This window comes from Nibrella viscosa, from assembly GCF_039541875.1.
Classification (GTDB): domain Bacteria; phylum Bacteroidota; class Bacteroidia; order Cytophagales; family Spirosomataceae; genus Nibrella; species Nibrella viscosa.
Window position 1 is genome coordinate 218,930 of sequence record NZ_BAABHB010000006.1, and the last position, 13,834, is coordinate 232,763.

A 13,834-nucleotide genomic window follows, 5' to 3' on the forward strand; every position below is an offset into this window, starting at 1 on the left:
TTAGTATGATTACCGTCCGGGAACGGTTGCTTAAATTAGCAGTTTTTTAGGAACTATGCGTGTAAAGACCCATAAATCCCCCGAACGGTTGGAGCAGGTTCGGATCGACGATGTGGCTGCCGAAGGCAAATGCCTTGTCCGGACGTCGGAGGGGGTGGTATTTGTTGAAGGCCGGGAGGGTGGCCCTGTGGTCGCGCCCGGCGATGTAGTGGATATTCGGATTACCAACCGAAAAAAACAGTACCGGGAAGGCGTTGCCGAGAAAGTACACGACTATTCGGCAGTGCGGACGGAGCCGTTCTGCCGGCACTTCGGCACCTGCGGAGGCTGCAAGTGGCAGCACATCCGGTACGAAGAGCAGTTGCGGTTTAAGCGCCAGCAGGTGATCGATCACCTGACGCGCATCGGCAAAGTGGCCCTGCCTGAGATTCAGCCGATCCTGCCGGCCGATCCAACGCGCTACTATCGGAATAAACTGGAGTTTACCTGCGCCGAAGGGCGGTGGCTCACCCAGGCTGAGGTTCAGTCGGGTCAGGTGTTCGACCAGCGGACGGTGGGGTTTCACGTTCCGAAGCGCTTCGATAAAGTGTTGCCGATTACGCACTGCCACCTCCAGCCCGATCCGTCGAATGCGATTCGCCTGTCTTTCACTGATTATGCCCTGGCACAAAACCTGTCAATGTATAACCTGAAAACCCACACGGGTTACCTCCGGACGCTGATTATCCGGACGGCTTCGACGGGGCAGGTGATGGTGACGCTGCAGGTGGCGCAGGATCATCCGGAGACGCTGCATTCCCTGCTGACGTATCTGAAAACCCAGTTTCCGGAGATTACCTCACTCAATTATATTATCAATACCAAGAAGAACGACACCTACCAGGATCAGGAGGTGATTACCTTTGCGGGAGCTCCCTATATTGAGGAGCGGATGGAGGACCTGGTGTTTCAGGTGGGCCCGAAGTCGTTCTACCAGACCAATTCACAGCAGGCTTACCAGTTATACCGGATAGCGCGGGAAATGGCCGGGCTGACCGGCCGTGAACGAGTCTATGATCTCTACACCGGTACCGGCACCATCGCTCTTTTTGTGGCCCGGCAGGCTAAAGATGTAGTCGGCATCGAATACGTTGAAACGGCGGTGGCAGACGCTCAGGTGAACGCGCAGGTCAACGGCATTACCAATACTACATTCCTGGCCGGCGATATGAAGAACCTGCTCACCGAACAGCTATTCGGCCGATATGGTCGGCCCGATGTAGTTATTACCGATCCGCCCCGCGCCGGTATGGATGAAGCCGTCACGCAGCAACTCCTCAAAGCAGCCCCCGAGCGTATCGTGTACGTAAGCTGCAACACTGCCACGCAGGCCCGTGATCTGAACCTGCTCGACGAAAAATACGAGGTTCTGGCCGTGCAACCCGTCGATATGTTCCCGCATACGCATCATGTGGAGAACGTTGTGCTGCTTCAGCGAAAATGATCCGGGCCGCCGGGCGGAATGATTAATGATGAACGATGAATGTAAACCTGCGTCAGCCCATTCATCGTTCATCATTAATCATTTAAAAAGGCGTTTCCTGCGTGGGGTCGGCGTAGCCGAAATTGGTAAGGTCGTTGGCTTTGCTGCGGATAGTGCCGCCGGGCGGTGGATTATCGAAACTGCTCAGACCGGAGACATTGCTGCTGAAACCGGGTGTCTGAACCGGTTCAAAGTAGGAGTCAAGGTCGCAGAACTTAGTAAAGCGGTTGACGAACCGGAGCTGGATCGTATCCAGCGAACCACTCCGGTTCTTGGCAATAATAACCTCTCCGACGCCGGCGGTTGAATTGCCGTTCTCGTCCTGGGTGATGTTGTAGTACTCCGGGCGGTACAGGAACATCACCATATCGGCATCCTGCTCGATAGAACCCGATTCGCGAAGGTCGGAGAGCTGCGGCTTTTTGTCGCCCCCCCGCGTTTCAACAGCCCGGCTCAACTGCGAGAGGGCAATTACGGGTACGTTCAACTCTTTGGCCAGGTTTTTCAGGGCCCGGGAAATCGACGCAATTTCCTGCTCGCGGTTCCCTCCGCCTTTGGTAGTGTCTCCCGTCATCAACTGGAGGTAGTCAATCACCACCATCTGAATATCGTGCTGCGCCTTCAGGCGCCGGCATTTTGCCCGGAGTTCCAGAATGGATAGGGCAGGGGTATCGTCAATAAAGATGGGTGCTTCGGTCAGTCGCTGGATCTTGTGGTGGAGTTGCGTCCACTCGTGCGGGGCCAGGGTACCTTTGCGGATTTTCTCGCTATCAATCTCCGCTTCAGCTGATATAAGCCGGTTGACCAACTGTACCGACGACATCTCCAGCGAGAAAATAGCCACCGGCTTCCCATGATCTACGGCCGCGTTCCGGAGCGCCGATACCACAAATGCCGTGTTGTGAGTTACGGTCATATCTTCCAGCAGGAAGAGGTGATTACCGTCAATGGTAAACCCGTAGTAATCGTCTTCTTTGTCAAATTCCACCGTGATTCCGGTCATGCGCCAGTCGCAGCCACTCTGGAGCGGCCGGGCTTTCTTACGTTCGATGCGTACCGGAATGCTGTCGATATTGCCATAGATTCGAACCCGGTATACTTCAGACTCAAAGCTAATGGAGGTAATACTGGCTTTTTTAGCGTTTAGCGACGTACGGAATCCCAGTGTGTCGGCCAGGTATTTAATCTGCTGCGCCAGTTCAAGACTTTTCTGGGTAATCTCATATCCGTTGGATTGTACCAAATAATGCCCGTCGCTGTCGATCAACCCGGCAAGCAGGGCCAGCCGTTTTTGCCGGGAGTTAACCAGGTACGGTTGCGGAATATGCCTGTTGGCCAGCAGGTTCATACTCCGCAACTCCTTTTGAAGCGAAAAGAACTGCTGTTTTCCCCGGAATCCTTTGGTAATTGAATAGGCCGGACATTTTCCCGCCTGCTGATAATGGCTAACCGACAGCTCGAGCGCATGAGCATACTCATTCAGGTACTCGACTACTTCTGCGTCTATAGTACTGATCCTTGAACTGTAGGAATGGCCCGGTCCGTCGATACGGTCGCCGAGCCAAAGTCCAAGGAAATACGGATCAACGGGTGTAGCCTGCTCTGGGAAGTCAACGGCAACTTTATACCCTTTGTAGTTTGATTTAAACTTATCCGATTTTGTCAGATACTCGCCGACCGATATGTTCAGGACATCGCCGTTCCGGTGAGGTCCTTCGTTCCGGCTGCGTTTCAGCGAAAGGATGTGGCTTTCGTTCACCCGGTAATCAATACCGCGGTTCTGGCGTATCCAGTACATGCGCTCTCGTCCGCGAGCGATAGACAGCACCCGGCGTGGCGTAGAATCGTTGCCCATCAGCAGATCGCCGGTCCGTACATCTTCGACTTTTCGGAGCGAACCGTCAAACATCACTACCTTGGTGCCTTTACCCAGGCATTTACCCATCGCCGGCCGCGCGGCCAGAATAATCAATTCGGTGGGTTGCCAGCCCGAAGTAAGCCGGTCGAGGTTTGTAAAGCCTGATGGAACACCGGTCAGACCCTGCTGGTTCTTCTTGGTCTCCATCTCGTTCAGTGCCTGCCGAACGATGGTACTCATGTCCGCGTAGTTCTTCCGGATGTTTGATTCGGTAATGCGGAACAGAGACTGCTCGGTGCGGTCGAGCAGGTTAAAGACGTCGGTCGTGTCTTCGTAAGCATCGCGCAGGATCTCCGACGACATGGTAATCAGCGACCGTTTCAGGGCCTGCTCGGTAATAATCCGGGCGTGGTATTCAATATTGGCCGCCGAGTTGACCCGCGTAGTCAGGTCGGTAATATACCCACCTCCCCCGACCACATCAATTTCGCCGGATTTACGCAACTGCGCGGTTACCGTGAGGAGGTCGATCGGTTCAGAGTCGGAAAAGAGCGTCAGGATAGCATTGTAGATCCGCTGGTGCGCTTCTTTATAAAAGCTTTCCGGCTTCAGGATGTCGATAACAGCCGAGAGCGCGTCTTTTTCAATCATCAACGCGCCCAGCACCGCTTCTTCCAGATCGGTTGCCTGTGGAGGTAATTTCCCTAAACCTGTATCGAGCCAGCGGTTACTGGCTTGTTGGCGACCTGGTTGGCCGGAAGGTGGTTTTCGAAAGTTGTTCGGCTTGGCGTTTTCCATGACTAACGCAAGTATACGCAAACGCTACTACATAAGGCAAGACGGGGCACCATACCGGGTCAGGGGTTTTGGTTATTTGATATGCTCAACAACCTGATTGTAAAATGACTAACGACGCCAAAAAAATAGTTGAATTTTAGGCAGGACGGTTTGTTGAAAAAACGCTTCATTTTACAGGTTAGGAGCAGGACCGGCGTGAGCAATATACACGGGCTTTAGCGATAAATCAACGAAAAGCTGACTTGTTTTTTTCTTCATATAAAACTTAGGCAGCAACGAATAAATTTTACGGAAAATTTGTTGTACTCTTAAACAAACCCGATATATTTCGGACTACGAATACGCACAAACCTTTAAACGAACTGAGCATTTGGTCGAAAAAGTAATCACGCTTGAGAATGTATCCTTACCTGAGTTTCTGGGCGTGGAAAATAACAACATTAAGGAAGTGGCAGCTGCCTTTCCGATGAGTAAGATCATTTCGCGGGGCAACGAGATCCGCATTAAAGGCACAACTCCGGAAATTACCCGTATTACCGACATTCTGGATTCCCTGATGGAGCATTACCAGAAATACGGTAAACTAACCCACGAGAATGTGAAGGAATATATAAGCGGAGGCACCCAGCCGGAAGCGCGTCCGGAGATCGTAGCCGACGATGATGTGCTGGTATATGGTACCAAAGGGGTGGTAGTACGGGCCAAGACCGCCAACCAGCAGAAACTGGTTGAAGCCGCCGAGAAACACGATCTGGTGTTTGCCGTTGGACCGGCCGGTACGGGTAAAACCTACACGGCCGTGGCCATTGCTGTGCGGGCGCTTAAGAATAAGGAAGTCAGGAAGATCATTATCACCCGCCCGGCCGTAGAAGCCGGCGAGAACCTGGGCTTTCTGCCCGGTGATCTGAAAGAAAAGATTGATCCATACCTGCGCCCGATCTATGATGCGCTGGACGACATGATCCCGGCTGAAAAGCTTAAATATTACCTCGAAAACCGAATAATTGAGATTGCACCACTGGCGTATATGCGCGGGCGTACCCTGAACAACGCCTTTATCCTGCTCGACGAAGCGCAGAATACCACCCCCATGCAGATGAAGATGTTCCTGACCCGGATGGGACCCAGTTCCAAAGCCATCATCACCGGCGACCGTTCGCAAATTGACCTGCCGCATAAGCAGAAGTCAGGTTTGATTGAATCGGTGGATATTCTCAAAAATATTAAAGGCATTGCCTTCGTTGAATTGGATGGACGCGATGTGGTTCGTCACCGATTAGTCAAAGAGATTATTGCCGCCTATGAAGAAGCGGGTCAGTAATACAGTATGTTCGGGAGTCGGCTGGCTTTGGCTGGCCGGCTCTTTCCTTTCTCTTCAGGCGCAGCCTCTGCCCGACACCGCCCTGAAACGCTGCGGTCATGTGGAGTACGAACAGGTGCTGAGGCAACGGGACCCTTTCCGCCGGACTAATATTGACGCCCTCAATCAAAAGATCCTGGCATTTAAAACCCAGCAGGCGCAGGGCCGGACCACCGAGACGATCTATCGGATTCCTGTTGTGGTTCACGTCATTCACTACAATACCTCCGGCTTTATTGGGGGAGACAATAACCCCAATATTTCCGACGAGCAGATTGCCTCTCAGATCCGGGTGCTGAACGAAGATTACCGCCGGCAGGAGGGTACGCCCGGTTTCAATACCGATCCGGTTGGGGCTGATATGGGTATCGAATTTTTTCTGGCCCAGACCGATCCCAACGGGCGGTCGACCACCGGCATTACCCGCCACTACAATGCCAAAGAAAGCTTTGATGTGTTCAGAGACGATGTTCTGCTGTCGCAGATTGCGTACTGGCCCAGCGACCGGTATTTAAACATCTGGGTAGCTCCGCTTGCAAACAATTACCTGGGTATTGCTCAGTTTCCGGAGGGTGGGACTACCATTCCGGGCTTAAGTGTGGGCGAAACGAATGAATTTACGGATGGGGTGATTATCGACTATCGGTATTTTGGCCGGAGTATTGGTACCGTTCGCAACAGCACCTATTGCTGCGGCCGGACAACTACCCACGAGATCGGGCACTGGCTTGGGCTGATTCATACCTGGGGCGACTCCGTCTGCGGAGATGATTACGTAGCCGATACGCCCCCCACCGAACGGGCTAACCAAACCACCCAGTGTACCCAGACCTTCTCTAATTGTAACAATGTCCGGACCCGTAATCAGATCGAAAATTACATGGATTATTCGCCGGACCGGTGCATGAACCTGTTTACCCAGGGTCAGCGCAACCGGGTTCGGGCGGTTTTAACGTTAAGTCCCCGCCGGCAGCGATTACTCAGATCGCTGGAATCCCTGCCCCAAACCGAGACCCTCACCCTCCAGCTATCGCCGAATCCGGCCGATGCAGAGGCTATTGCCGATGTGCTATTTACCGGGTTTAAAACCTTTACGCTGAGGGTTCTGGACCTGAACGGCCGGCTGATCCGGTCGGTGCAATACACCGACGTGCCCAGCACCCGGGTTTTTCTGCCGGTATTTGGATTACCTACCGGTATGTATGTGGTTCAGGTGACTACTGATTCAGAAAAGATAAGCAGCCGGCTATTGGTCCGGTAAGCCTATGATAGAGGTTATACTGATTACGCAGCCTGCCGATTTAGACCAGGCTTTTGTCATCCGCAGGGAGGTATTTGTAGAAGAACAGCAGGTGCCCGCCGACGAGGAATACGACGAATACGAAAAAACCAGCCGTCATTTTCTGGCTCGTTCCCATGCAGTGCCCTGCGGAACCGCCCGCTGGCGCGAAACACCTAAAGGTATTAAGCTGGAACGGTTTGCCGTCCGGAAAGACTACCGGGGCCAGGGCGTCGGTAAAGCCCTGGTACGCGCCGTGCTGGATGATGTGTTTCTGTACCACGGGCATCCGGAGACCGTATATATGCACGCACAGGTAAGCGCCATGCCCCTCTATGCCGGCTTCGGTTTTGAACCGGTGGGTGACCTTTTCGATGAGTGCGGCATAATGCATTACAAAATGGTCTTGCCCATGACGGCCTACCCGGTTTCATGAAAGGCTACCCGTTTGTTCGCTACGCAGCCGCCCTCACCGGCGGCATCCTTTTTTATGTCTGGCAGCCGGATCTGGCCGTTCTGGTCGTCGGACTCGGTGTATCGGGTGCCGTACTGTTCGGTTGGGGCTGGCATAGAAAGCTCCGGCAGCAGCCTAGGCCGCTTACCCTCTGGTCAGGCATCGGGAGTCTGCTAATGCTGTTTGCCCTCGGCTGGGGCATTACCAGCCTGCATACCCCAGCCACGCGTTCCAGCAACCTGCTAAACCTGACCCGGCCGCTGGAGGCCTATGAAGCGGTGGTGACCAGCCAACCCGAAGAGCGGGCTAAAACCTACCGCGTTGAACTGGCCCTGCGCCGGGGACTGGTCGACGGGCACTATCAACCGCTCAGTGGCCGGGTGATAGCCTACCTCGCTAAAGCCGGTATTCCCCTGCCCCAATACGGCGACGTGTGGTTGGTAGCGGGTGCCCCGCGCACCATTGACCCTCCGCTGAACCCCGGCGAATTCAACTATAAGCGGTTTCTTGCCATCAGAGGCATTTATCACCAGCAGTACCTGCAACACCATCAGCGGCAGGTGCTTGGCTATGCTCCGCCCAGTCGGCTGGTGGCCGTAGCTAATAAGGTTAACCGGCTGGCCGATAGTGTATTTACCCGACAGGTAGGTTCCAGACCTGAATACGGAATAATCAACGCCATGATCCTGGGTATTCGGGATGAGGTTGATCCGGAGCAGTACCGGGCGTATGCCGCATCGGGGGCGGTGCATATTCTGTCGGTGTCCGGGCTGCATGTAGCCATCCTGTTTGGTGTGTTGGCGGTACTGCTGGGGTTTCTGGAAAAACGGCGGGGTGGAAAATACCTACTTGGCGGTATTCAACTGGGCATTCTCTGGTTTTACGCCTTAATGACCGGCTTTTCGCCACCGGTGCTGCGCTCGGCGGGTATGCTGACCCTGCTCATCCTGGCCCGAATGCTGGGGCGAACGCATACTATGCCCAATACCCTGGCGGCTTCGGCATTTTTTATCCTTTGCGCCGATCCGTACGCCCTGTTCTCGGCGGGGTTCCAGTTATCGTATCTGGCCGTGGCGGGTATCGGGGCCTGGCAGTCGGGTTTGTACCAGTCGCTTTCGTTCCGGTATTCGTGGCTGAATAAGGTATGGGAGATGACGGCCCTGGCCCTGGTGGCCCAACTGGCTACCTTTCCGCTGGCGGTATTCTATTTTCATCAGTTTCCAACTTACTTTCTGCTGGCCAACCCCGCTGTGATGCTGCTGTCGCAGGTGTTGCTTCCGGTAGCGATGGCCACCCTGGCCGTATGCTGGGTTCCGGGGCTGAATGCAGTAGCCGGCTGGCTGTTGCAGCACACGACCTGGCTGCTCAACCAGTCGGTGGCCATGACCGGTCAGTTACCAGGGGCCAACTGGGAGGGCCTTTGGCTGTCGCCAGGGCAGTTGGTACTGGTATACCTGCTTATCCTGAGCGGGGTAGCGCTGCTGGTAACGAGGCAAAAGTCGTACCTCTGGTTCACCTGCTTTCTGGGTGTCTCGCTGACCGGCACCCTGCTCACCGACCACTACCTGCAAAAGCATCAGCGTCGGCTGGCGGTGCATTTTCTCCCGCACAAAACAGCAGTGAGTTTTGTTGAAGGCTCAAAAGCAACCCTGTTTACCGACCTCGACATCAGCAAAGACCCCCGGACGTTTGAATTTTACCTGAAAAACACGTTTGGCCAGTGGGGCGTCACCAATCTGACGGTGGCATCTCTGACGGATACGGCTGTGTCTGCCATTCCCGAAGTCAGAAGCAGCGATTACCGGATGCTGGTGTGGCAGGGAAAACGTATTCTGCTGGTGAACCGGCTAAGCGGGTACCAACGCTGGCAATTGCCGGCCGTGGTGGATTACCTGATCATTCGCCGGAATGCCCTCCGATCCTGGGAGCAACTGAACGGACGCGTGGTGGCCCGGCAAATCCTCTTTGACGATTCCAACAAAACGGCGCTGACGGATCAGCTACTGGCCGCAGCCGCCAAACAGACGATCCGCTGTTTTTCGGTCCGGCAGCAGGGGGCGTTTGTCGCTGACCTGTAGGTAAAAATAAATAAGCCGAAAGGCGGTTGTAACGCCGGTTTTACTAAAACTTTTTCCCTGAACCAGCCGTTTCTTCAGTGTATGGAAACGCTGGAAAAAATCCGCAAAACGTACAGTGATTACGTTTTGGAACATGGCAAACAACCACCCTCCGTTTATCAGTTTGCCAAGAAATTGAAAATTCCCGAAGTTGAGTTTTACAACTACTACGCTTCGTTCGACGCCATTGAGGCCGACATCTGGCTGGCTTTCTTTCAGGAAGCCCGGCAAACGGTAGAGGCCGACACCGTGTACCTGACCTATTCGGTTCGGGAAAAGCTGCTCGCCTTTTACTACACCTGGATCGAAGGGCTGAAAAGCCAGCGGAGCTTTGTCACCTACAGCTTCAACCGGCTGCGTGAAGCGTCGGGAACTGCCCGTAACGAGCCCAATCCGGTGCTGCGCGCCCGGCGGAGTACCGTCTCTCGCAGCCGTTCGCTCGATCCCTTTAAAGACGCTTTCTTCGACTTTGCCCGCGATCTGCTGGCCGAAGGCCGCGAAAGCCGGGAGGTTGAACCCCGTCCGTTTGTCACCGACCGCTACGCCGATGGCCTTTGGATTCAGACCCTGTATATCCTGGATTTCTGGGTGCGCGATGTGAGTAAAAACTTTGAAAAAACGGATACGGCCATCGAAAAAGCCGTAAACACCACCTTCGACCTGGTAGGCCGCTCCCCGCTGGATTCGCTGATCGACCTTGCCAAGTTTATTTACCAAAATAGATAATTAGTCGGTAGCCGATAGTCAGTAGTCGCTCATACACGGCGACAGTCCTATTGACTATCGACCAACGACTATCGACTAACCTATGAAATCACAAAACCATATTCCCACCACCAAAGTCGCCAGAGCGAGCCAGTTCGTGAAGGCGGGCATCAAGGTGGGTGGCAATTATATTAAGCATTACAGCAAAAAGCTTGTTCAGCCGGGTTTGGGGAATGAGGAACTGCATTCGGATAACGCGGCCGACATTTACGACGCGCTGAGTGAACTGAAAGGCAGTGCGCTCAAGATGGCGCAGATGCTGAGCATGGACCGGAACATTTTGCCCAGGGCCTATGTCGATAAGTTTGCCATGTCGCAGTACTCGGCTCCGCCTTTGTCAGGACCGCTGGTGGTGAAAACCTTCCGTAATTACTTCGGCAAATCTCCGCAGCAGTTGTACGACCGGTTCGATATGGAGGCCGTCAATGCAGCCTCCATCGGACAGGTGCATCAGGCCTGGAAAGGCGGCAAAAAGCTGGCCGTAAAGGTGCAATACCCCGGCGTGGCCGATAGCGTGACCTCCGACCTGAAAATTGCCAAGCCCCTGGCGGTACGGCTGCTGAACCTCAATGAGCGCGATATTGACCGCTATATGGGAGAGGTGGAGGCCAAGTTGCTCGAAGAGACCGATTATGATCTGGAACTGAAACGTTCGGTGGCTATTTCTGAATCCTGCGCCCATATTGCTAATCTGGTATTCCCCAAATATTACCCGGAACTGTCCAGCAAGCGCATTCTGACGATGGACTGGCTGGAAGGGCTGCACCTGAAAGATTTCCTGAAAACGAATCCATCGCAGGAGGTGCGCAACCAGATTGGGCAGGCGTTGTGGGATTTTTACAATTACCAGGTACATACCCTGAAGCAGGTTCATGCTGATCCGCATCCCGGCAATTTTCTGATGCGGGCCGACGGTACGATGGGCGTGATCGACTTCGGCTGCGTGAAGGTAATCCCGGATTATTTCTACGAGAATTATTTCCGGCTCATCAACTTCGACACCCTGGACGATGAGGCCCTGACTAAGCAAATCTTCCGCAACCTGGAGTTTCTGGTCCCCGGCGACAGTCCAAAAGAAGAAGCGTTTTTCACCGACCTGTTCAAGCAGATGATCTTCATGCTGGGAATGCCCTTCAGCGTTCGCGAGTTTGACTTCGGCAACGATGCTTATTTTGACCGCGTCTACGCCTTTGCCGAAGAATTATCCAAGATTGATGAGCTGAAGAATTCCAAAGTGGCCAGAGGCTCGCAGGATGGCTTATACATCAATCGCACGTATTACGGCTTGTATTCCATGTTGAATGAGTTGAAAGCAACCGTAATTACCCATAAGCCCGATTGGCTGCTGTCGCGCAAGCTCCGGGATGAACTGCAGGGCGCTACGGCCTGATGCATTGATTACCTGGACGTTAGGGTGCCGGTGAATTCGGCGGAAGGGAAAGAAAGCAAAAGCGGCATTTGCCAATTTGAGCTTTTCTGACTATTTTCCGAAAACAGATTGAATCCACCGGCATGGGTAAACCCAGATTTGACGATATTTTTATGGAACTGGCCGTTAATCTGGCCAAACGGTCGCATTGCATTAAAGCCCAGGTTGGCGCGGTGCTGACCAAAGATACCCGGATTATTTCGATCGGGTACAACGGCCCCCCGGCGGGTACCCACAACTGCGACGAAGAGTTTCCGGGTGTAGGCTGCCCCCGCGACTCGAAAGGAAGCTGCTCACTGGCGCTTCATGCCGAGCAGAACGCCATTCTGTATGCGGCTAAAAACGGCTCCAGTGTAGAAGGCGCGACCTTATACGTGACACTCTCGCCCTGCATTGCCTGCGCCCGTATTATTTTCAGTATGAAGATCGACCGCGTGATTTATTACCATTCGTATGCCGAATACAAAGGAATACCCGTGGATGAAGGCGTTGAATTTCTGCGCCGGTTTGGTGTAACGGTCGACCGGTACGAACCATCGGAACTGCTCTCGATACCCTCAGAACCCAGCCTGTTGCCGGTATCATGAACATTCTGGCCCATGCATACCTCTCCGGCCGGCACGAAAGCCTGATTGTCGGTAATTTCATCGCTGATTTTATCAAAGGAAATCCGGCGAATCCGCGTCATGGCCTCACGGCTGATGAGCAGGCCGGCGTGTGGCTGCACCGGGCCATTGACGAATACACCGATGCCCATGCGCAGGTGGCGGCTGTGCGGCAGTTGCTGTACCCGCGTTGTCATAAATACGCCGGGGTGGCTGTCGATATCTTTTTCGACCATTTCCTGGCCCTGAATCTTAAGGCTAGTCCGGTCGACTCTCTGAGTGAGTTTCGCACCTTTGTTTACGATGTGCTGCAGCGCCATTGGGACCGGCTGCCGCCGGGTGCCGACCGGATGGCCGAGGCTATGATCCGGTACGACTGGCTGAGCCATTACCAAAGCACCGAAGGCATCGATCGTTCGCTGAAGGGACTCTCGCGCCGGACGGCTTTTCCGTCGGGGCTGGACACGGCTATCGACGATTTTAATGTGTATTACGCCTTTATTGGGCAATGCTTTGAGCGGTTCTGGCCGCAGCTGGCGGCTTTTGCCCGCGAGAGGCTGGTCAGTTTGCCCGGTTTCGCGTAGTTTTGCCCTGCTATGATCCCCGCTGTTAATACGCTGCTTAAAGATATTCGAAATAAACGACTGGCTCCCGTGTACCTGATTCACGGCGATGAACCCTATTACCTGGACCGCATCGCCGACGAGCTCGAAAAAGTGGCCGTGCCGGTGGCCGAGCGGGGATTCAACCAGTTCGTGCTGTTTGGCAAAGATACCGATGTGGGGGCGGTGCTGAACTACGCCCGACGATATCCGTTTATGGCCGAGCGGCAGTTGGTACTGGTCAAAGAGGCCCAACTGATGGGTGGCATCGGGGATAAAAGCAGCCAGCAGCTTCTGGAAGATTACGCCCAAAATCCGCTGACGAGCACGATTCTGATGATGTGTTTCACCAGAGAAGACGGCAAGGCCGGCCTGGATGAGCGCAAAACCTGGGTGAAAGCCTTTGGGCAAAAAGGCGTGTTGTTGGGCGTTAAAAAGCTTTACGAAAATAAACTAGTCGATTGGGTTGCCGATTACTGCCATGAGCAGGGCGCAAAGGTAAGCCCCAAAGCCTGCCAGATGCTGGTGGACGCTATCGGCAACGACCTGAAGCGGCTGGCGGGGGAGATTGACAAAATCCTGCTGAACCTGCACGTAGGCGAAGAGATTTCGGCCGGCACGGTGGAGCGGCTGGTGGGTATCAGCAAAGAATACAATGTTTTTGAGTTGCAGAAAGCCCTGGTGCAGCGCGACGTGGTGAAGGCGAACCGCATTGTCGATTATTTTGGTCGCAACGCCAAGGACAACCCCTTAATTGTCATTCTCACGCAACTGTTCCAGTATTTCAGCCGGGTGCTGATGGTGCAGGCAACTAAAGAGCAGTCGGATAAAGCCGTTGCCGCTTTGCTGGGCATTAACCCCTTCTTTGCCAAAGATTATTTATCGGCGGCCCGCACCTTTCCACTGCCGAAAGTGGTGGCAATCATTCACGCCATCCGCCGGTCAGATGCCCTGGCCAAAGGCATTGAATCGCCATCCATGAACGAGGGGGATATTCTCCGGCAACTGGTTTTTGACATACTGCATTAATTGCCCAATACCTGAC

At 54.0% G+C, this 13,834-nt stretch carries 11 protein-coding genes; 10 read left to right on the forward strand and 1 reads right to left on the reverse strand.

The window, feature by feature from the left end:
* The first annotated feature begins 55 nt into the window (after window positions 1-55).
* On the forward strand, window positions 56-1,483 hold the full coding sequence (gene rlmD / locus ABD931_RS16695) for a 23S rRNA (uracil(1939)-C(5))-methyltransferase RlmD (RefSeq protein ID WP_345268965.1): 1,428 nt from the start codon (window positions 56-58) through the stop codon (window positions 1,481-1,483).
* An 82-nt stretch (window positions 1,484-1,565) separates the two neighbouring features.
* Here rlmD and dnaB read toward each other — a convergent pair whose 3' ends face one another.
* Window positions 1,566-4,178 (reverse strand): replicative DNA helicase, encoded by a 2,613-nt coding sequence (gene dnaB / locus ABD931_RS16700; RefSeq protein WP_345268966.1) that lies wholly within the window; start codon window positions 4,176-4,178, stop codon window positions 1,566-1,568.
* Window positions 4,179-4,548: 370 nt separating this feature from the next.
* On the opposite strand from dnaB, the gene ABD931_RS16705 reads away from it, so the two are divergent.
* The 9 genes from ABD931_RS16705 (at window position 4,549) to holA (ending at window position 13,818) form a co-directional block, all read left to right on the forward strand.
* A complete protein-coding gene (locus ABD931_RS16705) occupies window positions 4,549-5,499 on the forward strand; it encodes a PhoH family protein (protein WP_345268967.1) in 951 nt (316 codons plus the stop codon).
* Complete coding sequence (locus ABD931_RS16710; RefSeq protein WP_345268968.1) at window positions 5,480-6,799, forward strand: M43 family zinc metalloprotease; 1,320 nt, start codon at window positions 5,480-5,482, stop codon at window positions 6,797-6,799. Before ABD931_RS16705 ends, ABD931_RS16710 begins: the two co-directional genes overlap by 20 nt.
* A 4-nt stretch (window positions 6,800-6,803) precedes the next feature.
* A complete protein-coding gene (locus tag ABD931_RS16715; RefSeq protein WP_345268969.1) occupies window positions 6,804-7,253 on the forward strand; it encodes a GNAT family N-acetyltransferase in 450 nt (149 codons plus the stop codon).
* Window positions 7,250-9,349, forward strand: coding sequence for a ComEC/Rec2 family competence protein (locus tag ABD931_RS16720; RefSeq protein ID WP_345268970.1), 2,100 nt, complete (start codon window positions 7,250-7,252; stop codon window positions 9,347-9,349). Before ABD931_RS16715 ends, ABD931_RS16720 begins: the two co-directional genes overlap by 4 nt.
* 81 nt (window positions 9,350-9,430) lie before the next feature.
* Window positions 9,431-10,114 carry a TetR/AcrR family transcriptional regulator gene (locus ABD931_RS16725; protein ID WP_345268971.1) on the forward strand — a complete coding sequence of 228 codons (684 nt, stop codon included), beginning with the start codon at window positions 9,431-9,433 and terminating at the stop codon, window positions 10,112-10,114.
* An 82-nt stretch (window positions 10,115-10,196) separates the two neighbouring features.
* Window positions 10,197-11,543: an ABC1 kinase family protein gene (locus ABD931_RS16730; protein WP_345268972.1), complete on the forward strand. Its 1,347-nt coding sequence runs from the start codon at window positions 10,197-10,199 to the stop codon at window positions 11,541-11,543.
* 122 nt (window positions 11,544-11,665) lie between these two features.
* On the forward strand, window positions 11,666-12,169 hold the full coding sequence (locus ABD931_RS16735; RefSeq protein ID WP_345268973.1) for a deoxycytidylate deaminase: 504 nt from the start codon (window positions 11,666-11,668) through the stop codon (window positions 12,167-12,169).
* Window positions 12,166-12,771, forward strand: a complete 606-nt coding sequence (locus ABD931_RS16740; protein ID WP_345268974.1) for an acyl carrier protein phosphodiesterase — start codon at window positions 12,166-12,168, stop codon at window positions 12,769-12,771. The genes ABD931_RS16735 and ABD931_RS16740 overlap by 4 nt, the downstream gene beginning before the upstream one ends.
* A 12-nt stretch (window positions 12,772-12,783) precedes the next feature.
* A complete protein-coding gene (holA, locus tag ABD931_RS16745; protein ID WP_345268975.1) occupies window positions 12,784-13,818 on the forward strand; it encodes a DNA polymerase III subunit delta in 1,035 nt (344 codons plus the stop codon).
* Window positions 13,819-13,834: the final 16 nt, after the last annotated feature.

What these genes read in the sequence shown, in the direction of transcription:
- ABD931_RS16710 (WP_345268968.1), top strand. Translation starts at nt 5,480, where the DNA reads ATGAAGAAGCGGGTCAGTAATACAGTATGTTCGGGAGTCGGCTGGCTT.
- ABD931_RS16715 (WP_345268969.1), top strand. Translation starts at nt 6,804, where the DNA reads ATGATAGAGGTTATACTGATTACGCAGCCTGCCGATTTAGACCAGGCT.
- rlmD (WP_345268965.1), top strand. Translation starts at nt 56, where the DNA reads ATGCGTGTAAAGACCCATAAATCCCCCGAACGGTTGGAGCAGGTTCGG.
- ABD931_RS16740 (WP_345268974.1), top strand. Translation starts at nt 12,166, where the DNA reads ATGAACATTCTGGCCCATGCATACCTCTCCGGCCGGCACGAAAGCCTG.
- holA (WP_345268975.1), top strand. Translation starts at nt 12,784, where the DNA reads ATGATCCCCGCTGTTAATACGCTGCTTAAAGATATTCGAAATAAACGA.
- ABD931_RS16735 (WP_345268973.1), top strand. Translation starts at nt 11,666, where the DNA reads ATGGGTAAACCCAGATTTGACGATATTTTTATGGAACTGGCCGTTAAT.
- ABD931_RS16730 (WP_345268972.1), top strand. Translation starts at nt 10,197, where the DNA reads ATGAAATCACAAAACCATATTCCCACCACCAAAGTCGCCAGAGCGAGC.
- ABD931_RS16725 (WP_345268971.1), top strand. Translation starts at nt 9,431, where the DNA reads ATGGAAACGCTGGAAAAAATCCGCAAAACGTACAGTGATTACGTTTTG.
- ABD931_RS16720 (WP_345268970.1), top strand. Translation starts at nt 7,250, where the DNA reads ATGAAAGGCTACCCGTTTGTTCGCTACGCAGCCGCCCTCACCGGCGGC.
- dnaB (WP_345268966.1), bottom strand. Translation starts at nt 4,178, where the DNA reads ATGGAAAACGCCAAGCCGAACAACTTTCGAAAACCACCTTCCGGCCAA.